General features: G+C 67.7%; 19 protein-coding genes, 1 tRNA gene and 1 pseudogene. 13 read left to right on the top strand and 8 right to left on the bottom strand.

What is annotated here, in order from left to right:
* The first annotated feature begins 9 nt into the window (after positions 1 to 9).
* Positions 10 to 82: transfer RNA gene (locus ABZ942_RS25400), tRNA-Arg, on the top strand.
* A 56-nt stretch (positions 83 to 138) separates the two neighbouring features.
* Here the strand turns inward: ABZ942_RS25400 and ABZ942_RS25395 are convergent.
* The 3 genes from ABZ942_RS25395 to ABZ942_RS25385 form a co-directional block, all read right to left on the bottom strand.
* A complete protein-coding gene (locus ABZ942_RS25395) occupies positions 139 to 1,410 on the bottom strand; it encodes a HipA domain-containing protein (protein WP_357386059.1) in 1,272 nt (423 codons plus the stop codon).
* A gap of 4 nt (positions 1,411 to 1,414) precedes the next feature.
* Positions 1,415 to 1,657: a helix-turn-helix transcriptional regulator gene (locus tag ABZ942_RS25390; RefSeq protein WP_357386057.1), complete on the bottom strand. Its 243-nt coding sequence runs from the start codon at positions 1,655 to 1,657 to the stop codon at positions 1,415 to 1,417.
* Between the two features lie 233 nt (positions 1,658 to 1,890).
* Positions 1,891 to 2,769, bottom strand: a complete 879-nt coding sequence (locus ABZ942_RS25385; RefSeq protein WP_357386055.1) for an alpha/beta hydrolase — start codon at positions 2,767 to 2,769, stop codon at positions 1,891 to 1,893.
* Positions 2,770 to 2,863: 94 nt separating this feature from the next.
* On the opposite strand from ABZ942_RS25385, the gene ABZ942_RS25380 reads away from it, so the two are divergent.
* Positions 2,864 to 6,187 (top strand): BTAD domain-containing putative transcriptional regulator, encoded by a 3,324-nt coding sequence (locus tag ABZ942_RS25380; RefSeq protein WP_357386053.1) that lies wholly within the window; start codon positions 2,864 to 2,866, stop codon positions 6,185 to 6,187.
* Between the two features lie 5 nt (positions 6,188 to 6,192).
* Here the strand turns inward: ABZ942_RS25380 and ABZ942_RS25375 are convergent, their stop codons facing one another.
* Both ABZ942_RS25375 and ABZ942_RS25370 read right to left on the bottom strand, forming a co-directional pair.
* A complete protein-coding gene (locus ABZ942_RS25375; protein WP_357386051.1) occupies positions 6,193 to 6,516 on the bottom strand; it encodes a putative quinol monooxygenase in 324 nt (107 codons plus the stop codon).
* Positions 6,517 to 6,720: 204 nt separating this feature from the next.
* Complete coding sequence (locus tag ABZ942_RS25370) at positions 6,721 to 7,608, bottom strand: SDR family NAD(P)-dependent oxidoreductase (RefSeq protein WP_357386049.1); 888 nt, start codon at positions 7,606 to 7,608, stop codon at positions 6,721 to 6,723.
* Positions 7,609 to 7,678: 70 nt separating this feature from the next.
* Here ABZ942_RS25370 and ABZ942_RS25365 point away from each other — a divergent pair, with 70 nt between their 5' ends.
* The 3 genes and pseudogenes from ABZ942_RS25365 to ABZ942_RS25355 all read left to right on the top strand — a co-directional run.
* The gene (locus ABZ942_RS25365; RefSeq protein WP_357386047.1) at positions 7,679 to 8,602 is read left to right on the top strand and encodes a LysR family transcriptional regulator; all 924 of its coding nucleotides are present in this window, start codon (positions 7,679 to 7,681) and stop codon (positions 8,600 to 8,602) included.
* Between the two features lie 187 nt (positions 8,603 to 8,789).
* Entirely contained in the window at positions 8,790 to 9,908 is a 1,119-nt protein-coding gene (locus ABZ942_RS25360) for a lipase family protein (RefSeq protein ID WP_357386045.1), read from the top strand.
* A gap of 115 nt (positions 9,909 to 10,023) precedes the next feature.
* Positions 10,024 to 10,197, top strand: a pseudogene (locus ABZ942_RS25355) (DJ-1/PfpI family protein); the annotation flags it as partial.
* Positions 10,198 to 10,311: 114 nt separating this feature from the next.
* Here ABZ942_RS25355 and ABZ942_RS25350 read toward each other — a convergent pair.
* The gene (locus ABZ942_RS25350; RefSeq protein ID WP_357386043.1) at positions 10,312 to 10,767 is read right to left on the bottom strand and encodes a hypothetical protein; all 456 of its coding nucleotides are present in this window, start codon (positions 10,765 to 10,767) and stop codon (positions 10,312 to 10,314) included.
* Between the two features lie 116 nt (positions 10,768 to 10,883).
* On the opposite strand from ABZ942_RS25350, the gene ABZ942_RS25345 reads away from it, so the two are divergent.
* The 3 genes from ABZ942_RS25345 to ABZ942_RS25335 all read left to right on the top strand — a co-directional run bounded on the left by ABZ942_RS25345 (position 10,884) and on the right by ABZ942_RS25335 (position 13,408).
* Positions 10,884 to 11,504, top strand: coding sequence for a PadR family transcriptional regulator (locus tag ABZ942_RS25345; protein ID WP_357386041.1), 621 nt, complete (start codon positions 10,884 to 10,886; stop codon positions 11,502 to 11,504).
* Positions 11,505 to 11,578: 74 nt separating this feature from the next.
* Complete coding sequence (locus tag ABZ942_RS25340; protein WP_357386039.1) at positions 11,579 to 12,586, top strand: adenylate/guanylate cyclase domain-containing protein; 1,008 nt, start codon at positions 11,579 to 11,581, stop codon at positions 12,584 to 12,586.
* A gap of 54 nt (positions 12,587 to 12,640) precedes the next feature.
* Complete coding sequence (locus ABZ942_RS25335; protein ID WP_357386812.1) at positions 12,641 to 13,408, top strand: RNA pseudouridine synthase; 768 nt, start codon at positions 12,641 to 12,643, stop codon at positions 13,406 to 13,408.
* 1 nt (position 13,409) lies between these two features.
* Here the strand turns inward: ABZ942_RS25335 and ABZ942_RS25330 are convergent, their stop codons facing one another.
* On the bottom strand, positions 13,410 to 14,054 hold the full coding sequence (locus ABZ942_RS25330) for a TIGR03086 family metal-binding protein (protein ID WP_357386037.1): 645 nt from the start codon (positions 14,052 to 14,054) through the stop codon (positions 13,410 to 13,412).
* 89 nt (positions 14,055 to 14,143) lie between these two features.
* On the opposite strand from ABZ942_RS25330, the gene ABZ942_RS25325 reads away from it, so the two are divergent.
* A complete protein-coding gene (locus ABZ942_RS25325; RefSeq protein ID WP_357386035.1) occupies positions 14,144 to 14,581 on the top strand; it encodes a MarR family transcriptional regulator in 438 nt (145 codons plus the stop codon).
* Between the two features lie 146 nt (positions 14,582 to 14,727).
* On the top strand, positions 14,728 to 15,513 hold the full coding sequence (locus ABZ942_RS25320; RefSeq protein WP_357386033.1) for a metallophosphoesterase: 786 nt from the start codon (positions 14,728 to 14,730) through the stop codon (positions 15,511 to 15,513).
* Between the two features lie 15 nt (positions 15,514 to 15,528).
* Here ABZ942_RS25320 and ABZ942_RS25315 read toward each other — a convergent pair whose 3' ends face one another.
* Complete coding sequence (locus ABZ942_RS25315; RefSeq protein WP_357386031.1) at positions 15,529 to 16,587, bottom strand: AraC family transcriptional regulator; 1,059 nt, start codon at positions 16,585 to 16,587, stop codon at positions 15,529 to 15,531.
* A 121-nt stretch (positions 16,588 to 16,708) separates the two neighbouring features.
* Here ABZ942_RS25315 and ABZ942_RS25310 point away from each other — a divergent pair, with 121 nt between their 5' ends.
* The 3 genes from ABZ942_RS25310 (at position 16,709) to ABZ942_RS25300 (ending at position 21,116) form a co-directional block, all read left to right on the top strand.
* The gene (locus ABZ942_RS25310; protein WP_357386029.1) at positions 16,709 to 18,166 is read left to right on the top strand and encodes an NAD(P)/FAD-dependent oxidoreductase; all 1,458 of its coding nucleotides are present in this window, start codon (positions 16,709 to 16,711) and stop codon (positions 18,164 to 18,166) included.
* Positions 18,167 to 18,246: 80 nt separating this feature from the next.
* The gene (locus tag ABZ942_RS25305; protein ID WP_357386027.1) at positions 18,247 to 20,379 is read left to right on the top strand and encodes an ATP-binding cassette domain-containing protein; all 2,133 of its coding nucleotides are present in this window, start codon (positions 18,247 to 18,249) and stop codon (positions 20,377 to 20,379) included.
* Positions 20,376 to 21,116 (top strand): energy-coupling factor transporter transmembrane protein EcfT, encoded by a 741-nt coding sequence (locus ABZ942_RS25300; protein ID WP_357386025.1) that lies wholly within the window; start codon positions 20,376 to 20,378, stop codon positions 21,114 to 21,116. The genes ABZ942_RS25305 and ABZ942_RS25300 overlap by 4 nt, the downstream gene beginning before the upstream one ends.
* Positions 21,117 to 21,188: the final 72 nt, after the last annotated feature.

The following is a 21,188-nucleotide window of genomic DNA, read 5'->3' as shown; positions in this document are numbered from 1 at the left end:
ACCGGGCCAGCCCTCGTAGCTCAGGGGATAGAGCACCGCTCTCCTAAAGCGGGTGTCGCAGGTTCGAATCCTGCCGAGGGCACAAGGCGGGGAACGAATTGCCCCAGGTCCAAGGCGATTTGGATGGCGCTTTCGGGGTCATGGCACGGTCCACTGGCGCCGAGCCCAGAGCGCTTCGAGCCTGTTCGAGACCGACTCGGTACCGGGCGGCAGGGGGATCGAGTGCGCAGCGTCCCAAATGTTCGCCATGACGGAGCGGACCGTGCCTTGCGCGATTCGCGGCGCCAGCCCCCACGAGCGGGCTTCGGCCACAAGGTCGGCTTCGTCGACAGAGTCGATGTTGGTGCGACCGTTGATGATGTGGCCTGTGCCTTTGAATCTAGGATCCAGGTACATGACCGGTGCGGAGTCATATATCGGCGCCAGTGACACTTCGCCGCGACGGCCGAGTAGCAGTGAATAGTTCTTCGAATGCGCGTCACCATTGCCCATGATGACGTTGAAGGTCACCGCCGACAGCAGGTCGACACGGAACGCCTGAGGATCCATCGCACGGTCGGCCGCCACGGACGCGAGGCGGCGTAGCCTGGATCCGAGCTGTTCGGACTCGGCTGTACTTTCATACTTTGCGGCGGGGTCCAGACCGAGCGACTGACAGAAATCTTCCTGGTGCAGCCTGTCCCCGTCTCGGGTCCGGTCATAGCGGGCGACGACGAGAGCGCTACGTCCGTCGAAGGATTCGACAGTGGTTTGTGCGGCACTAAGGCCCGCAGCGCCGGCTACCGACATCGCCCAATGTTCGGCCTGAATGAGATGCGGCACGGTCGCGCCACCCAACGGCTCAGGTTTGATGATGTGTGATGACACCGCGCCGCCTTCGGGCCATCCCCAGGATCCGTCCGGTAGCGCAACCAACAGCACCTTGTCCTGAATTCCCGCAAGCGACGCTTGTGGAACGGCCCCGTCGGGGAGGTGGTAAGTGGGGAGATCAGCAACGAGCCGGTTCACTTCGTCATCGGCGAGCTCCCTGATCGCCCCAGTGGACGGCACTTCGCCTTCGGGGACGAACTGCACCGCACCCGCGCATTCGGCGCCCACTGCTCGCAGGAGCTCCAGCTTGTCGATGGAGGTAACCCCGAGACTCGTGGCGAGATGGCGGCGGAGATTCCCTTCGGGGAGGAGTCCTTCCAGGAACGCGGCCACAGGTCGACCACCCATCCCCTTTGCGTCAGCGACCGCCTTGGTATCGAAAGGTAGCGCAAGCGACAGCACCCGCGCTCCCTGACCGAACACATCCAGCGCCTCGTCGGTGAACTCGAGCTTGTATCGGTAGGTGCTGGGCTCGGTGAGGCGGGCGACGCGATGTCCGTACAACCACACGTCCAAACCGGGGACCTTGTTGCGGGCCATCGAGCTACCGCCCCTCGACCGTGACCCGGCTGAACTTGGGTACTACAACGGTTTCGTAGCCGCACTCGGACAGCGCACGAATGGCGGTCTCCATACTGACCGCGCCTCCCCTTTCCAACCGCGACACAGTCATCCTCGTGACACCGAGCCGCTCCGCAAGATCTGCTTGCTGTAGGCCTCGCTGCTCCCGAGCGCGGCGCACTGCTTGGCCGAACTCGGCCGGGGTGACAGCCCTAGCATGATCCATATATCGATCATAACACGTATACACCGAAAAGATTCATATAACGATCACTTGCCAAGAGAGTGTCTGAAGATCGATATATGAATCATCGCCTGTTGTGATCGACCTGAAGAAGGGGCTTCAGGTCTGTGGCGGTGGGGCCAAGGAAAGTGTTGCGCCGGTAGCAATTCGGGTGCGTGCAGCGATCTGGCCAGGCTGCCGCCCGCACTGCGCTAACAGTGCGGGTGTACAGCGCTTCAGCGGGTCAGGAGCTCGCGTACAGCTTGGGTGACTGTGGCCGGGGATTCTTCGGCCATGAAGTGGCCGCAGCTGACAGTGGTGTGTTTCAGGTCGGGAGCCCAGGCGCGCCACAGGGATTCGGCGTCGAAGCCTAGTGCTGCGCCCCAATCCTGTTGGAGGACTGAGACCGGCATGCGGAGGTGGTTGCCTGCGGTGCGGTCGGTTCGGTCGTGGTCTAGGTCGATGCCTGCGGAGGCTCGGTAGTCGGCGACGATGCTGGGGACGGCGGCGGCGCTGGCGCGGAGGTAGGCGGTGCGGATCTCGGGTGGGATGGCGGCGGGGTCGCGGGTCCAGATGTCGAGGAAGTGGCCGAAGAAGGCGTCTGACGTAGCCGCGATCATTTGTTCGGGGAGGTCGGGGGGCTGTGCCATCAGGTAAAGGTGGAAGCCGACGGCCGCCGTGACGCCGTGCATGACGTCCCACATGTCGAGGGTGGGGAGAACGTCCAGGGAGGCCAGGTGGGTGATGGTGTCGGGGTGGTCGAGGGCGGCTCGGATGGCGACGAGGGCGCCACGGTCATGGCCGGCCAGTGCGAATCGGTCGTGGCCGAGGGCGTGGGCGGCAGCGATGATGTCGGCGGCCATGGTGCGCTTCGAGTAGACGCTGCCGTCGGACTCGGCGGGCTTGTCGCTGTCGCCGTAGCCGCGCAGGTCGGGGCAGATGACGGTGTGGTCGGCGGCCAGGTCGGCGGCGACGTGACGCCACATCAGGTGGGTCTGGGGGAAGCCGTGCAGGAGGACGATGGGGGTGCCGGTGCCGCCGACTGCGACGTTGAGTTCTACCTGGTCGGCGACGGGGATCCGCTGGTAGGTGAATCCGGTAATCTTCGGTGTCATGAGGTGTCCTTTCGGTGTTCGTGGGTGACGCCGGACAGTCTTTGCGCGTGCGCTCAGCAACTGGTCAGCAGCGACTGAGTGCGGCGGTGGGCGCGTGACGCAGCTGCGGTTCGGCGTCCTCGGACCCATCAGCGCCGAGCGCGGCGGGGAAGCACTTTCCTTGAAGGGGCCGCGGCATCGGGCGGTGCTTGCGCGACTGCTCGTCGCGCGGGGGCGGATGGTCTCGGTGGATCAGCTGATCGATGACCTGTGGGAGCGGCCGCCGCGAGGCGCGGTGGGAGCGATTCAAACATTCGTCGCCGATTTGCGGCGGGTGCTCGAACCCGATCGTGCGCCGCGCACCCCGGCTGAGGTGCTGGTGACGGTCGCAACCGGGTATGCGCTGCGCACCGAGCAGGGGTCGGTAGACGCGGACCGGTTCGAGGCCGCCGTGCTCGATACCGCCGAATTGCTTGCGGCCGAGAAGTTCGAGCGAGCATTGACGACGATCGATGCGGCATCGGCGCTGTGGCAAGGCCCGGTGTATGCGGAGTTCGCCGAACAGGGTTGGGCGCGTGCGGAAGTCGATCGGCTCGACGGACTGCGCCTGCTGGCCGTCGAGCATCGCGCCGCCGCGTTGATCGACCTCGCGCGGGCCGCCGACGCCGTGCCTGCACTGAATTCCCTACTCTCCGAACATCCTTTGCGTGAACACGCGTGGCAGTTGCTCGCCGTCGCCCTATACCGATCGGGCAGGCAGAGCGACGCCCTGGCAGCGCTGCGCCGCATCCGTCACCTTTTGCGCATCGAGTTGGGCGCCGACCCCGGTCCTGACCTCCAGCGTGTGGAGGCAGACATCCTCGCGCACGCACCGCACCTGCTCCCCGCAGCTCGAACTTCGCCGCCTGGACAGGGCTTCGCCGGGCGACGAAGTGTGGAGGCAGACATCGACGCGCACCCGCCACACCTGCTCCCCACCGCCCGAACTTCGCCGTCCGGACGGGATTTCGTCGGGCGACGACTGGAATTTACTGCGATACAGCACGCCGCGAACGACTCTGCCCAGCACAATCGCGGGCGTCTGGCTTTGCTGGCAGGCGAGGCCGGTGCCGGGAAAAGTGCGCTCGCCGAAGAGATTTCGTCCTCGCTCGCCGCCAGTGGCTGGATCACTGCGCGTGGCGAAAGTCCAGCGGACATCGGCGTCCCGCCGGGCTGGGCGTGGACCAGGATTCTCGCGGCACTCACCGCTGCAGGAGCAGCACCGCCAGCGGATGCGCGCGGCCCCGCCGAGGTCGTGGCCGCAGATCCGGCCGAGGCACGGTTCCTGTTTCATCGCGCCGCTGCCGAATATCTGGCCTCGGTATCCCAAAGCACCCCCGTACTAATGGTTTTCGACGATATCCACAACGCCGGTGCGGAAACCCTCGATCTCCTCGCTGCTCTCATCACCACAGGCGTAGCAGGCCCGGTGCTCATACTGGCGACGTACCGCAGCACCGAGATCAGCACCGAACTCACCGCCGCGCTGGGCAAGGTCGCACCCTTTGAACCGGTTCGCGTGTACCTGAGCGGCCTATCCGAAGCCGACGCCATCGCACTGGTGCGCGAGATCGCCGGACCCGATACCGCCGACACGGATAGTGCGCGAATTCACCGGCGTAGCAACGGCAATCCATTCTTCGTTCGCGAGCTGGCCCGGCTGCTCCGCGATGAAGGCACGGCGGCGCTGGACACCATTCCCCCAGGCGTCCGTGAGGTCATCCGGCATCGCACGGCCATGCTGCCGTCGTCCGCGCAGACCCTGATCCAGCAGGCCGCCGTGCTCGGCGAAGACATCGATCGCGAGATCCTCATCGAGCTCACGGGCGACCAGAACCGCACATTGGACAGCCTCGAAATCGCGCAGGCAGCGGGGCTGTTCACCGAGATTCCCGGTGGGTCGCTCCGTTTCACCCATGCCCTGGTTCGCGACACCGTGTACCGGGACATCAGCGGCCCACGCCGCGCCCAGTGGCACGGCGAGATCGGCGCACTTCTCGAAAAGATCAGCACCACAGACACCTCCGTGCTGGCACATCATTTCGTCCGGGCGCAGAGCCGCGCCACGGCGGCAAGCGCCGCCCGGTACGCCGGTGCCGCGGCACTCGAGGCCGAACGAGCATTCGCCCTCACCGAGGCGGTACGGCAGTGGCGCGCAACACTCGACGCCTTCGACCGAATGCCCGAACCCGACCTCCCCGCACAACTCGACGCGACCATCGGACTCTCCAGGACGTTGGCGGTCACGGGCGGCCTCGCCGAGGCCCGCCACTACCGCGGGCTGGCCATCACACAGGCCGAACAATGGGCCGACCCAGTACGCGCCGCCCGCGTGATCAGCGCCTTCGATGTCCCCGCCGTGTGGACCACCAACGACGATCCAGACCTGGCAAACCACGTCGTCACCGCCGCCGAACACACCCGCGCCGCCCTACCCGCCGAACACCCCGAACTGCACGCCAGGTTGTGCACAACGATTGCCCTCGAACTACGCGGCGCAGCCGACGGCCGCGGCCTCCACGCGGCGGAGGAAGCCGAGGCGATTGCCAGGAAGCTCGATGATCCCGCCCTGCTGGCCTTCGCCCTCAACGGCCGATTCATGCACACGTTCCAGCGCACCGGGCTGAGTGCGGAGCGCGCCCGCATCGGCGACGAACTCATCGCACTCGCCGGACAATATCGACTGGTTGCCTTCGAAGTCCTAGGTCACCTCATTCGAATCCAATCAGACTGCGCAACAGCGGATCTCACCTCGGCAGCCGCCCACGCAGCCGCCGCGGACCAACTGGCCGCCGACTACGAACTACCGATGGTCGGCGTATTCACCCACTGGTACGCCGCCCTGCGCACCGCCCTCACCGGCAGCCACCACGACGCGGAAACCGCGTATCGCGCCGCCGCGAAACTGCTCACCGGCAGCGGGATGCCCGGAGTCGAACAGGGTCTGCTCCCCTTCGCCCTGCTCTGTCTGCGCCTGCAACACGGAATGCCGGCCGAAGACGCGCCAACCGGATGGGGGCCATACGAACCATGGGTCCGTCCGATCATCCTCTTGGACAACGGACTTCGCGAAGAAGCAGCCACAGCCCTGCAGGCCGTCCCCGACACCCCACGAGACCTGCTGCTCGAACTACGCACCTGCCTGCTCGCCCGCGCCGCCCTCGCCCTCGGCGACGAACCGGCAATGCGCCACTGCTACGACCAATTACTCCCCGCCGCAACCGAACTCGCCGGAGCAGGCAGTGGCCTGATCACCCTCGAGCCGGTCGCCTACTACCTCGCCCAACTCGCCACCGCCCTCGGCCGAGACACCGCCGATGAGCACCGGCAGCAGGCACTCGACCTCGCCCGCCGGGCACACTCGACCCATCTCGTCGCGGCCGTCAGCCTGCCCGAATAGGCTGCTTACTCGACCGTCATCTCCCCCATCTCGGACCAGCCGCTCGCGTCTATGGTTTGGCTGATGATCTTCGGCGTGGCCGCGAGCGCCTGCGGCAAATCCGCCATTGCGGCCTTGAAATGGTCGCTGCCGACGTGCGCGCCTCCGGCCGCCGCGTCGCGAAACGCTTCTACCAGAACGAATTCGGCCGGATCATCGACGCTGCGCGACCAGTCGAACCACAGGTTGCCCTCCTCCGCGCGGGTGGCGGTGGTGAACGGGCCGACGAAATCGAGCCACTTGTCCGCCCATTCGGGCTTGGTCTTGAACTTGACGACGATGAAGATCATGGCGCTCCTGCTGCGGTGGGTCGGGCTGCCGCGACACAGCCCGACTCCCGCTGGCGCCGGGCGGCGATCGTGACGAACCCCCATTGTCGGACGGTCAGTAGATGTTGGCGGGCCGAACGAGCCTGGATCTCGAGGCGGCCGCGACACTCGGCATGTCGCGGGCCACCCGCTATCGGAAGGTCAAGGACTTCGGTATCGCCTGACTCACGGAATGAGCTGCAGCGCTTGCTCGTCCAGTGGCGTGCCGGAATGCCAGGGCACGACCTTGCCGAACTGGATCAGTTCGCCGTACTGATCCGGGTCGACGCCCGGTGTCAGCGCCAGATCGACTACGGCGCGGGCGGCTTGGGCGGGCGTCTGGGCGTCGCTGAAGTCGCTGAACCACGGACGGGAGGTCGCGGTGTCGACCATGCCGGGGCAGATCGAGGCGATCAACGTGCCGGTCGCCAGGTCCTCGGCGCGACGCTCGGCGGCTACCGCGCGGACGGCGGCGACCTGGGCGACCTTCGAGGGAGTGTTCAGCCAGCGGGGCCAGCCCGCCTCTTCGGCCGTCTTCGAATGGATTGCGCTGCGCCAGGATTCGACAGCGTATTCGACCTGGTCGAGGGTGGCGTTGTCGAACAGTGGCCGCAGCTGCTCGGGCAGGTGGCCGAGGGTGCCGAGCGAGCTGGCGACGACGAGCAGCCGGCCACCGGGGCGCAGGATCGGGGCGAAGGAGCGCAGGATCGTGTGGGTCGCGGTGTTGGCGACGTCGATGTACTCGTCCGCCAGCGCGGACTGGGACTGATCCGGCAGGACCCGGGTGGTGGCGTTGGAGACGACGATGTCCACCCCGCCGTGGCTTTCCCGCAGTTCGGCGGCGAGTGCGGTGATGCTTTCGGTATCGGCGACGTCGAGGACTCGGCCCTGCACTTGGCTGCGTGTGTCGGGCGCTGCGGCGATCTCGGCCGCGGCGTCCGCGACCCGCTGTGGGTTACGTCCGGTCAGCAGCACCAGATCCGTAGGGTTCATTCGGGCGGCGAGGCCCTCGGCGAGTGCCCGGCCCAGACCTTGATTAGCTCCGGTCACCAGGGCAATGCGTGCGTTGTTCATGACTCCAAATTAGGCACTGGACATCCATGAGTCCAACGAGATTCAGGAACACATGGTATGCGTACTACTCATGGACTTCACCGATGTCTCGCTGACCGCGCTGCGCGTCTTCCGCACCGTTGCCGAGCAAGGCACCTTCACCGCGGCGGCGGGCACGCTCGGCTACACGCAGTCCGCGGTATCGCGGCAGATCGCCTCGATCGAACGGGTGGCGGGCGCGGAACTGCTGGAGCGGCATCGCGAGGGCGTAAAGCTCACGGCGGCAGGGCATCTCGTGCTGCGGCGGGCCACCGCCGTGCTCGATCAGATCGACGCGACCGCCCGCGAGTTGTCGGGATTGCCCGCTCAGGCCGCGACGGTACGGGTGGGCTGGTTTCCCAGCGCGGGGGCCGCCCTGCTGCCGAAGGCCATCACGGCGCTGCGGCAGAGCCATCCCGGCATCCATGTCCAAAGCCGGGAAGGCAGCACGCCCGCGCTGGTCCGCGCACTGCGCGCGGGCAGCATCGACCTGGCGCTGATCGGCTCCGAGCCGCCGTTCCGGCCGCCGGACACCGAGTCGCCCGCACTGATCCTGCGCACCCTCACCGAGCGCAGTCTGTGCGTGGCCGTGCCCGCAACGCACCCGCTCGCGCGCGGCGACTACATCGACGTCGCCGACCTGCACGGCCAGCAATGGATCGCCGGACCGAACACCAGCGACGACCGATTGATGGGCGTCTGGCCCGGCCTGGACGAACGCCCCGAGATCGCGCACACCGCCCGCGACTGGCTCGCCAAACTCCAATTGGTCGCCGCCGGTTGCGGATTGACGACCATCCCGGCCGTGCTCGCGCCCGCCGCACTGCCCGGCGTGCGCGTCCTCCCGGTCCGCGGCGGCCCGCAGGAACATCGGCGACTCGTGCTCGCCCGGCTGCCGTCCCCGCTCAGCGAGGCGGCGGCCAGGACCGCCGAAGCACTCCGCGCCGCCGCGATCGAGCTGGACGTGCCTCAGTAGCCGCGCGGAGTTACTCGCCCGCCTTCCTCTTATCTGCGGCAGCGCGGGGTAACGTGGGTTTGCTTACAATTCGCCACTGCTAGATGTGGTAGCTACACAACCCGCCCTAAGCTGCTCTTCAACTGGACGACCGTCCAGCATCAAGGAGAAGTCTTCGATGCGCGTAAATCGTGGTTGGAAGAGTTCTGTGGCAGTGGCCACGGTCTCGGCAAGCGTCATGCTCGGGTTGCAGGCAGCTCCGGCGGTCGCGGAAACTCCAGGGATGCTGATCTCCGCGACGCCACAGGCCGATGGCTGGCGGCCGATGCCGAACGGGTCGGTGATCACCTACTGGATGGCCGGGTCGGATGGCTCGCCGCGGCAGGCCAGCGGGGCGTTGTTCATTCCGAATGGCACGCCGCCGCCCGGCGGGTGGCCGGTCATCGCGTTCGACCACGGCACAACCGGACTCGGCCGCGGGTGTGGCGGCGAATCCGATCCGAGCACGGCACCGAACTCGCATTGGCATACCGAAGAAGACGGCATCATGCAGCACCTGATCGAGCAGGGCTTCGCGGTGGTCGCGCCGGACTATCTGGGTCTCGGCCTGTTCGATACCGGGCCGCACCCGTACCTCGAGCTGAAGACCGAGGCGACCGCGACCATCGACCTGCTGCGCGCCGCGCGTTCCGCGCATCCCGAACTGTCGCGCACCTGGGCCGCGCTCGGCCCCTCGCAGGGCGGGCACGCGGCACTCGGCACCGGCTACCTGCAGTCGAGCTACGCGCCTGACCTCGATTACCGCGGCACGGTCGCGATCGACCCGGCGTCGGACGTCGAAAAGGCACTGCCCATCGCGGGACCCGCGATCCCGACGGTGCCGGGCACGGCGGAAACGCTCGGCTTCATATCGACCATCTTCGCCGGCCTGCGGGCCACGCGAACCGACATCGACTTCAACCAGTACCTGAGCCCGGTGGGGCACGAGTTGCTCGATGAGATCGCCACCATGTGCAAGCCGGAGATCGAAGCGCGAGTGGAGGGCATGGGCATCGGCGAGCTGCTGTCGAAACCGTTGTCCGACAGCCGTGTTCGCACCGCGTACGAGTCCTACCTGACCGTGCCTGCCGCCGGCTACGACGCCCCGATCCTGTTGCTGCTCAACGCCACCGATACGACGGTCCCGTCGCCGCTGCACGCGACCCTGGCGGCCCAGTTCGCCGCCAACGGCGTCGACTTCCAAACCGTCACGGGCACCGGCACGCACACCCAGCTCAACCCGCAGATGTGGTCCGCCATCGACGCTTTCCTAGCCCGCGTCAAGTAACCGGTTCGGCCACAACCGATCTGGCGAGAATCCGTTGGAAGCTGACGATCGAGCTACTTCTCGACCGTCGGCCTGACACCTAGCGTCGTAATCACCGAGGTAGAAGGAGATTTCGATGCTCGCTCAGTTCGTGCTGTTCGATGGATTCGACCCGCTGGATGTGATCGCGCCGTTCGAGGTGCTCGGCGCCGGCGGCACAGTCATCGGCGGCCTGCTCGCGGTCGAGCTGGTGTCCGCCGAGGGAGCGCGCGAGGTGCCGAGCGGGGTACCTCCGATTACGTTGCGCGCCAACGGCAAACTGGATCCGAGCCGCGCGCCGGTCGCCGTCTGATCACGCTATTGAGCGACACCGAAATCAAGAATGCCCCGGACTCGAAAGTCCGGGGCATTCTTGCGTTTTCGATCAACGCGGGGCGTTGGCCGGGTCGGCGAGGGTCGGCGTGCGGCCCTCGCGGTTGGCGCGCCGGGCGTCCTCGAAGAACTCGCGGGAGAACATCGCGGACAGCACCGCGATGCCGCCGCGGTGGACGCGGAATTCGCTGGTCGTGCTGGTGCCGGTGAGCCGGATTACGCGGCCTGCGGCGTGCTGCGGGCGGGCGAAGTCCTTCACGCGACCGCGGCCGGTCCAGTGCAGTGCCGACTGGTCGATGACCGCGTCGTCGGGGACGAGCAGCTTGACCATGGCGTGGTCGAGCTTGGCGTGCACCTCGAGATCGCCGTCGCCGGCCAGTTGCGGCGAGCGCAGGTCGATGACGGCGCTGCCGTAACGGACGGTGACGTCGAAGGCGGTGGCGTCGGTCCAGTCGCCGAGGCGCTTGGTGGTGCCGTGATCGACGTGGATCTGGGTCTTGGTGGTCATGTCGGGGGTCCTTTCGGGGCGGTTCCTCCTGCTGAATCAATAGTGACATGAGAACTAGTTTCTTGGCAACTAGTTTCTCGAACCCTAGTTATCCGGCGACCATTAGAATGGGTCATATGACGGCATCGGCGCAGTTCAAGCGCTCCCCCTTGGCGATGGTCGTGCTCGGCATCCTGAATCTCGAGCCGATGCACCCGTACGCCATCCAGCGCCGGATCAAGGAGTGGGGCAAGGACAAGGTCGTCAACGTGTCCCAGCGCGCCGCGCTCTACAAGACGATCGGCAGGCTGCAGGAGGCCGGGCTGGTCGCGGTCCGCGAGACCGGACGCGATCAGCAGTACCCGGAGCGCACCGTCTACGAGATCACCGACGCGGGCCGTGCCGCCTGCACCACCTGGCTGGCCGAGATGATCGCGGTGCCACGCAACGAGTACCCCGACTTCCCGGCCGCGCTGTCGTTCCTGATGCTGCTCGGCCCGGACGGCGCCCGCACCGAATTGGCCCGGCGGGCAAAGACTTTGCGCGAACAGCTGGCCGAGATGGCCGCCGATGCCGAGCAGGCGGCAGCCATGAGCCTGCCGCGGGTGGTGATGCTCGAAGACGAATACCTGCGCGCCGTCACCGCGGCCGAATTACGCTGGGTCGACGGCGTTGTCGACGACCTGGCCGCAGGCACGCTGACCTGGTCCTGGGATTCCCTTGCGGCCTATCGCAGCGAATCCGCCGAGCCGGAGTGAGCCGCTCCCGGTGCGGTCGCCCAATGGTGGCGGTGTTCACGGCGGACAGCGGGTGGTCGTCGTAAGGTACGGGCATGGTGCCCACCGAGAAGTCCGAGCTGGTGCAGTCGATCGTCGAGTCGTATCTGCTGGACGGGAACCGGCAGTACAGCCGCACCGATGTGGCCGAGCAGGCGGGGACGACCACGGCGCTGACCAAGCGGCTGTGGACGGCGCTCGGCTTTCCGGCGGGGCTGGACGACGACGCCATCGACTACACCGAGGCCGATATCTCGGCGCTGCGGAATTTCCGGGACCTGAACATCCTCTCCTCCGCCGATGCCAGGCAGCAGGCCGCGACGGCGCGCACGCTCGGCCAGGGCATGGCCCGGCTGGCGGAGTGGCAGGTCGACCTGGTGCTGGCCGAGATCGGCGAACGCATCGCCGCGGCCGATCCGGCCGCCGATCCGGAGGAAACCATTCGCACCGCCACCGAGGGCACCATCGCGACGCTCGAACAGCTCAACACCTACGCCTGGCGGCGGCACCTCGCCGCCGCGCTGTCCCGGTCCCTCGATCCGGGCACCTCGGCCGGCGAGACCATCCGCGAGCTGGCGGTCGGCTTCGCGGACATGGTCGGCTACACCCGGCTGACCAGACACCTGCACCCCGACGAGCTCTCGCTGCTGCTGGAGTCGTTCGAATCCACCACCACCGCCGCGATCACCGAGAACGGCGGCTGGGTGGTCAAGAACGTCGGCGACGAGGTGATGTTCGCGGCGAACAGCGCCGCCAACGCGGCCCGCATCGCGCTGGCCATCCAGGAGTCGACGATGATGGTCGGCGGCACACCCGAACTGCGCGTCGCCATCGCGTACGGCGAGGTGCTGCAGCGGTTCGGCGACCTGTACGGCTCGGTCGTGAACATCGCGTCCCGCCTCACCGGCGTCGCCCGGCCCGGCACGGTGCTCGTCGATGACGAGGCCGCCCTCGCGCTCGACGGCGACCCCGAGTTCATCATCAAGAACCTGCGCAGCGTCCGCGTCCGCGGTTTCAATCGCCTGCGCCCGCACATCCTGCGCCGCAACGAGAAGAACAACTGAGGCCACCGCGTTCCGGCCTCGCCACTACCGCGATCTAGGCTCATGCCAGTGGAAATGGACTGGTCCGAGCTGCGCGCGCGATTCCTCGTCGAAGAGGACGACGCGATCCTGGCGTTGCACAAGCCCGCCGGGATCTCGGTCACCGGGGAGCGGCACGACACCGATCTCGTCGAGTTGGCGGCCGCCGCGGGCGAGACGCTCTACCCGGTGCACCGGATCGACAAGGTGACCTCCGGGCTGGTGTTGCTCGCCAAGGAGCTCGGCGCGCATGGGCAATTGACGAGACAGTTCAACAAGCAGACCGCGAAGAAGGCGTATCTCGCCATCGTCGCGTCGGGCGAGCTACCCGACGCCGGCGCGATCGACTTGCCGCTGAGCGTCGGGCGCAAGAACCGTGTTCGGATCGCGGCGCCGCGGGAGAGCATTCGGCGCGCGGCGGATCGCTGGTTCGTCGAGGACGCCGATCTGCTCGATACCAAGAACTATCCGTCGCGCACCGACTTCGTGACGGTACTGCGCCGCGACGAGCACGCGGTGCTCGCGCTGCGCCCGATCACCGGGCGGCGCCACCAGATTCGAGTGCAGCTGGCCTGGATCGGCCACCCGATCGTCGGTGATCCGCTCTTCGACAAGTCGGGCGCGCACGAGCGGACCTACCTGCATTCGTGGCGGCTCGGCCTGACGGCGGACTGGCGCACCCCGCCGGAACTCGCTCTGGAAGCGACACCCGACGCGGACTTCTGGCGTCCGATCCAGGCCGAGCCGGCCGAGCACGACGAATTGCTCCGCCGCGCAGGCGAATTGCTCGGCGGAATCGGCTAGCTCAGCGCGGCCACTCCGGTGACCGGCCGAGCATCGCGATGATCTGGTCGAGCCGGTCCTCGGTGGACCACTGGACCTCCGGGCCGAACGCGGCGCCGGGAGCGAGTCGGATGTCACCACCGGGAACCGCCTGCGCCACCGGGAACGCTGCCTCGACCAGTTCCGCGTCGAAGTGCACGGTCAGCCCCAAAGTCTTTGCCACGTCCCAGGAATGGACGACGTAGTCGATGAAGTGGAAGCTCACCGCCTGCGCACCGGAGAACTCGTAGCCGGCGCTGAACTCGGCCAGCGAAAACGTCCGGTCGAGCACGCCGGGCTCGGCGAACGCCTCGATGACGTGCTCAGCCGCGGCTCGATAGCTCGCCACCGGATCCGCGCCGAGCGGGCGCAGTTTCCACAGGACGGGGTCGCTGTCCCCACGGGCCGCCGCCGCGAATCCGTAGTGCTGGGCGATCATGTGCGTCAGCAGCCCGTGCAGCGTCCAGCCGGCGCAGGGCGTCGGCTTGCTCAGGTCCGCGCTGGTCAACTGCTCGACCAGGCCGATGCTCGCCCGCACTGCCTGCGCGTCCAACGCGACGAGGTCGATGGTGCGCTGCAAGGTGTCGAGGGTGCGCAGTTCAGCGCTGATATTCGGTTCGGTCGCCATCGTCGGCTTCTCTCCACTCGGTTCATAATGATAAGTACGAGCATATCGTATGCATGCGCTTATCATCTGTCGAGCGGTATTTTCTAGCCATGTCCGAAGCTCCCCGTCCCGACCTCGCCGCGATGATGGCCCCGCTGATCCGGGAGCTCATCGCGGCGGAACTGCCCGTGCTCGAACGGCATGCGCTGTCGATGTGGGGATATTCCGTGCTGCTCGGGCTCGGCAAGGAACCCGTCTATACGCAGGCGGCGCTGGCCAAGTCGATCAATGCCGACAAGACCCGGATCATCGGGGTGCTCGACGAACTGCAACAGGGCGGGCTGATCGAGCGCACACCGGATCCGGCGGATCGGCGGGTCAACCTGGTGTCGATCACCCAGGCCGGGCGCACCCTGCGCGACCGGGTGCAGGCCGATATCCAGGAGCAGGAGAACCGCCTGCTTTCGCAGCTGCCCGCGGCGGATCGGCGGGCCTTCCTGCGGTCGCTACAGACGCTGTCGGTGACCGTCGGTGAGCAGTCCCGGTGAGCGCGAACACAGACCGCCGCGCAGGTTTCCGCTGGTGGTGAGCCTCATGGCGACGTGTAACACGCAGGTCAACTAGCCTTAGTACGTGTCGCGCACGGGTGGCGGGCACACTCTGACGCAACGGAGCGATCCCCCAGAGAAAGCGAATGCCGATGATCCTGGTGGCTCAGGTCAGCGACACACATTTCGATCTCGGCGCCCGCAACGCCGAACGGGTCGAGCGGGTCATGACCTTTCTCGCAGGCTTACGCCGCAAGCCGGACGCGATCCTGGTGACCGGTGACGTCACCAATTCCGGCAAGTCCGAGCAATACGCCGAGGCCAGACTCGCGTTCGACATCGACATTCCGGTGTACGCGATCCCCGGCAATCACGACGATCGCGCCACGTTCCGCAGCACGCTGCTCGGCGAATCCGCCTCGACCGCGCCGATCAACCACGCCCACCGCATCGGGGATCTGACCGTCGCGCTGCTGGATTCGAGCATTCCCGGTGCGGACAGCGGCCGGATCGCCGACGAGACGTACACCTGGTTGCACGGCGTGCTGGCCACCGCCCCGGCGGACAAGCCGATACTGCTCGCGCTGCATCATCCGCCCGCGTATCTGTTCAGCCCGGTCGTCGACGAGATCTCGCTCGAGGAGCCGGAGAAGTTCGCCGAACTGGTGGCCGGCGACAAACGCATCATCGCGGTGCTCACCGGCCACGCCCATTCCTCGGCGACAACGACATTCGCCGGACGGCCGCTACTGGTCGCACCGAGCACCGCGTCGGTCCTGGGCGGCGTCTGGGAGCTCGAGCTGCCCGACCACGTGATGGACTACGCGCCCGACCCGGCCGTCGCGCTGCATCTGATCGATGAGAAGCACAGCCTGACAACGCATTTCCGCACCGTCCCGATGAGCGGCCGGCTCGGCGCACTGCCGAGCTGAGCCGAACGCGGCCGGTCAGCGGCGGATGGCCCGCTCGCGGCGATAGGCCGCGGGTGTCGCGCCGGTCCAGCGCTTGAACGCGTAGATGAACGTCGAGGATTCCGCGTAGCCGAGCCGGATCGCCACGTCGCTCACCGAAAGCGGTGTAGCGGAGAGCATTTCCTCGGCCAGCGCGCGACGCACCTCGTCGAGCAGCGCGCGATAGCTGGTGCCCGCGGCATCGAGATGGCGGCGCAGGGTGCGCGTGCTCATGTTGAGATCGCGTGCGACGGAGTCGATTCCGGGCGGCCCGGCGAATCCGTCGACACCGCCCGGAACCAGCAGTTCGCGCACCTCCGCGGCGATGCCGGTGCGGGCGCGGCGGCGGTGCACCAGGTCGCGGCACTGGGCCAGGCACATCGCCCAGGTCTGCTCATTCGCCTGCGGCAGTGGCTGATCCAGCACCGCGGGCTCGATCGCGAACAGGTTGCGCGGCTGCCCGAACTTGGGGCGCACCACGGTGACCGCTTCGATCCGATCGGCGTAATCGGGTTCCGGAAAACGGAACTCGGCCCTGGCCAGCGGCAGGTGCCTGCCGAGCAGATCGCTCATCACCTGATGCATGGCGGTGACATCACGTTCGACCAGGAACTGGCGCACATCGGCCGGAATCAGCTCGTCGTGCACCCAGGCGATGAACTCCCCCTCGCGCCATTCGGCGACGGGCAGGCTGAAGGTGAAGCTCAACTCCAGATAACGCAGCGCGAACGAGATCGCCTCGCCGAGGGTCGGGCTGCTGACGCACGCGAACCCGAAGATGCCGAAGGTGGTGATTCGATAGCGGCGGCCGACCTCGACGCCGAGCGCGGGCCAGTCGGCGAGTTCCCGCACCAGATTGCGGACCACCGTGAGCTCGATGTGCGCGTCGATCTGCGCGTCCGGGTCGCGCAGCACCGGCTCGGACAATCCCGTTCCGGCGAGCATCCGCCCGACCGGCACGCCGCGCTCGGCCGCGTAGCCGACCATCAGCGCCACGCTGGCTATCCCGCGCGGAAAGTTCCAGTCGCGGATTCCCGGATCCTGCACCCGCTCCACGCCGCCCAGTATGCGGCCTCGCGCATTCGCGACTCGCAAGCGCGCTTTGGCCGAATTTCTCGATCGATTACCCAGACGCCCCCTACAGTGGAATTATCTTCAGTCCTGTGAGGAGCATCACATGACAACGGGCAGCCGGCCATCGGTCCTCATCATCGGCGCGGGCTTCGGCGGCATCGCCATGGCGATCGAACTGCGCCGCAACGGTTTCCACGACATCACCATCCTGGAGCGGGCCGCCGACCTCGGCGGGGTGTGGCGGGAGAACACCTATCCCGGCGCCGCCTGCGACGTGCCGTCCCCGCTGTACTCCTTCTCGTTCGAGCCGAAACCGGACTGGCCGCAGCGCTACTCCGGCCGCGACGCCATCCACGGCTATCTGCGCGGTGTCGCGGAACGCAACGGCGTGCTCGACGCGATCCGGTTCGGCGCCGAGGTGACCGACGCCGAATTCGACGACGCGGCCGGGCAGTGGACCATCCGCACCACCGACGGCACAGCCCGAACCGTGGACGTCCTGATCTCGGCGGTCGGCCAGCTGTCGCGGCCCGCGCTGCCGAACATCCCCGGCCTCGACACCTTCGCGGGCCCGGCGTTCCACTCCGCCACCTGGGACCACACAGTTGAACTCAGCGGCAAACGCGTCGCCTGCATCGGCACCGGCGCCAGCGCCATCCAGTACATCCCGGAGATCCAGCCGAAGGTCGCCCAGCTCACCCTGTTCCAGCGCACCCCGGCCTGGGTGATCCCCAAATTCGACACCGACTACTCGCCGATTCAGCACCGGCTGTTCGCCAGGCTGCCCGGCGCGCTGCTGGTCGAGCGCTTCGGCTGGTGGGCCATCGCGGATTTCGTGTCCCTCGGCCTCGTCGAATTCCCGGCCATCGCCCGGCTGGTGGCGCGGATCGCCGACCGTCATCTGCACAAACAGGTGGCCGATCCGGCGTTGCGGACCAAGTTGACCCCCGACTATCCGATCGGCTGTAAGCGCGCCCTGTTCTCCAACGACTACTACCCCGCGTTGGCACAGCCGAACGTGCGGGTGGAAACCACCGCGATCACGGAGGGGACGCCCGAGGGCGTGCGCACCGCCGACGGCACCGTGCACAAGGTGGACGTGATCATCTACGGCACCGGGTTCAAGGGCACCGAATTCCTATGGCCGATGAACATTTACGGCCGCGCGGGCCACAAGCTGTCCGACGCGTGGACCGACGGCGCGCATGCCTACTACGGCATCTCGGTGCCGGACTTCCCGAATCTGTTCCTTGTCTATGGGCCCAACACCAATCTCAGTGCGGGCTCGATCATCTACATGATCGAATCGCAGACCCGCTACATCAGGCAGGCCGTCGAACTGCTCGCCCAACACCGAGGGCACTCCCTCGAGGTCCGCGCCGACCAGGAAGAACTGTTCAACACCGCCCTGCAGCGACGCCTCGCCCGAACGCCCTGGAACTTCTGCTCCAGCTGGTACCGCAACGCCGCGGGCCGCATCACCAACAACTGGCCGGGCTCGCAGACCAGTTACCGCCGCCGCATCCGCAGGCTGGACCCGGATGACTACATCCTTACCTAGTAGCGCTTGCGAGGACGAATGTCCGAGGCCGCAGCGCCGCTTGACGGCGCGCCGAGTGCACACACTGGCAGACTTGTGCCGTGACTGGACGCCCGATAGCTGACGGAACGGCCGAACACGGGCCGCTACGACCGATCGAGCTGGCCGTCGGCGCCGTGCTGGGCGGTGCCACCGTCGGGTTGGTCACGGTCGGCTCGGTCATGCCGTTCGCGGCCGCGCTGAACCTGGTGGCCGCGGTGCCGATGGGATTGATCGCGCAGCGCTACCGGTTGCGCGCGCTGGTCACCGCCGCGGTCGCGGCGACGGTGGTCACCTTTGTCGCGACCGGCCTGCTGGCCACCACCGGGCTGATGGCGACGGCCACGATCGCGGGCATCATCGGGACCACGAAACGGCGCGGCGGCGGATTCGTCTCGGTGCTCGGCCTTTCCACCATCGCAGGCCTGGTGTGGGCAGGGTTCGCGGTCGGCCTGCTGCAGTTGTTCTCCGCGGGGCGGAATCTGCTGTTCGACACCCTGCGCAACACCTCGCGCGGTATTCAGGATCTCGCGGCGCGCCAGCAGCAGCTCGAGCCGCTCGGGCGCGCGGCCGCCGACCTCACCGATTCGGTGCTGCGCTGGTGGTGGGCCTGGGTCGGTGGCGGCGTCGCGTCGGGCATGGTGGCGACCGCGATCTTCTCCTGGTTCGTGCTCGGCTCGGTGCTGGACCGGCTGACCTGGCTGCCCGGTCAGGACCGGCTCGACGCGCCGCCGGACGATCGCGCGATCGCGCCGCTGCCGGTGACCTTGCGCGCAGCGGCCTTCCGCTACCCGGGAACGGTGCGCGACGCGCTACGCGAGATCGACCTCACCGTGCAGGTCGGCGAATTCGTCGCGGTCGTCGGGCACAACGGCTCCGGGAAGTCGACGCTGACCCGGCTGCTCGCCGGACTACCGCCCACTGCGGGAACGGTCGAACGGCCAGGCTCCGCGGGACTCGGGCATCAGGGCGGTACCGCACTGGTGTTGCAGCGGCCGGAGAGTCAGACGCTCGGCGTGCTCGTCGCCGACGACGTGGTGTGGGGGCTGTCGACCGAGCTCGCCGCCGACGTCGAGGTCGACGCGTTGCTCGGCGAGGTGGGCCTGGACGGCATGGGCGACAAGGAAACCGCGACGCTGTCCGGCGGGCAGCAGCAGCGGCTCGCGGTCGCCGCGGCGCTTGCCAGGAAGCCCGCGCTGCTCATCGCCGACGAGGCCACCTCGATGATCGATCCGGAGGGACGGCGCGAGCTCGTCGAACTGCTTGCGGCACTGCCGAAACGGCATTCGATGGCGGTCGTGCTGGTGACCCATCACGAGGCCGATGCGGCCGCGGCGGACCGGGTGGTGCACCTGGCCCAGGGCCGCGCGGTCGAGCGGCTGGCCGCCTGGCCGCGTCCGGTGCGGGATGTGCGGCGCAGGCCGATGGGCGAGACGATCCTCGAATTGCGCGACGTCCGATACACCTACAACCGCGGAACACCTTGGGAGGCAGCGGCGCTGCACTCGGTCGACCTGACGGTGCGGCGCGGCGAGGCGCTGCTCATCGTCGGCGGCAACGGGTCGGGCAAGTCCACCCTGGCCTGGATCATGGCCGGTTTGATCGCGCCGAGCTCCGGCCGTTGCGAACTCGCGGGTAAGGCGGTCACCAAGCAGATCGGCCGAGTCGAGCTGGCGTTCCAGCACTCTCGGCTGCAACTGCAGAAGCAGACGGTCGGCGCGGAGATCGCGGACTGGGGCGGGCGGGCCACCGGGTCCGGCGCCGTCGGGCGGGCACTGGACGCGGTCGGCCTGGATCGGTCGCTGGCCGCGCGGTCCATCGAGGAACTCAGCGGCGGACAGGCCAAGCGGGTGGTGCTCGCCGCGATCGTGGCCAGCCACCCGCAGGTGGTCGTGCTCGACGAGCCGCTGGCCGGACTCGACCCGGAGGGGCGCGCGGATATCGTGGAACTGCTTGCGCGGCTGCGGGATTCCGGATTAACGCTGATCGTCATCTCGCACGATGTGGAGGACATGGCCGCGGTGGTCGATCGGACGGTGCACCTGCGCGCCGGACGACTACTCGCCGCCGACTCGACCTCCGACGCCGCCGCTGTCCCCAATGATGCGGCGCATCAGCATGATTCACATTCTGCCGCACCGCTGCGGCAGCCGGGAGACGCCGCCTGGCGGCTCGAGCGCGGAGGCCGATCATGAGCATGGTGCTGTTTCGGCGGGTGCCGGTGTCGAGCCCGATCCACAATTTGTGGGCGGGCACCAAGATGATCAGCGCGTTCCTGATCAGCTTCCTGCTGATGTTCCTGCCGACCTGGCCGGTGCTCGGCGTGATGATCGTGTTCCTGGTGCTGATCGGGGTGCTCGCCCGGCTGCCGCTCGGCACCCTGCCGCGGCTGCCGTGGTGGTTCTGGGCGTTGCTGATCCTCGCCGGCGCGATCAACGTGCCGGTCGGCCCCCAGGCTGTGGTGCGCTACGCGCAGACGGTGGTCTTCGCGCTGATCATGGTGGCCGCGTCGTTCGTCGTCGCGTGGACGACGCCGATGAGCGATATCGCGCCCGCACTGGCCAAACTAGGCGCGCCGCTGCGCAAACTCCGGGTGCCGGTGGACGAATGGGCCGTCGTCGTCGCGCTCACCCTGCGCGGTTTGCCGCTGCTGATGGACGAGATCCGGGTGCTGCGCGCGGCCCGCAAGCTGCGCCCCAAGGACAACCCGCTCTACCTCGCCACCGAGAACCCGCTCATCGACATCCTCACCGCCGCGATGGCCGTATCCACCCGCCGCGCAGGCGAACTCGGTGAGGCGATCACGGCGCGCGGCGGTACCGGTGAGCTCGCCGCCTACCCCAGTTCGCCCGGGCGTGGCGATGCTATCGCGCTGGTCATCGTCGTCGCCGTGTGCGCGGGCGCCTTCGCGCTCGGTATGTCGCTGCTGTAGCGCCGCCGGGATGCGCTGAGGGTGAATGTCCGAGGCCGCAGGGAGCGCTTGCGAGGACGAATGTCCGAGGCC

The sequence above is a fragment of the Nocardia sp. NPDC046473 genome (assembly GCF_040645995.1).
GTDB lineage: Bacteria > Actinomycetota > Actinomycetes > Mycobacteriales > Mycobacteriaceae > Nocardia.
The sequence above is the reverse complement of the archived record's forward strand: the minus strand, read 5'-3'. Positions and strand labels throughout refer to the sequence as shown.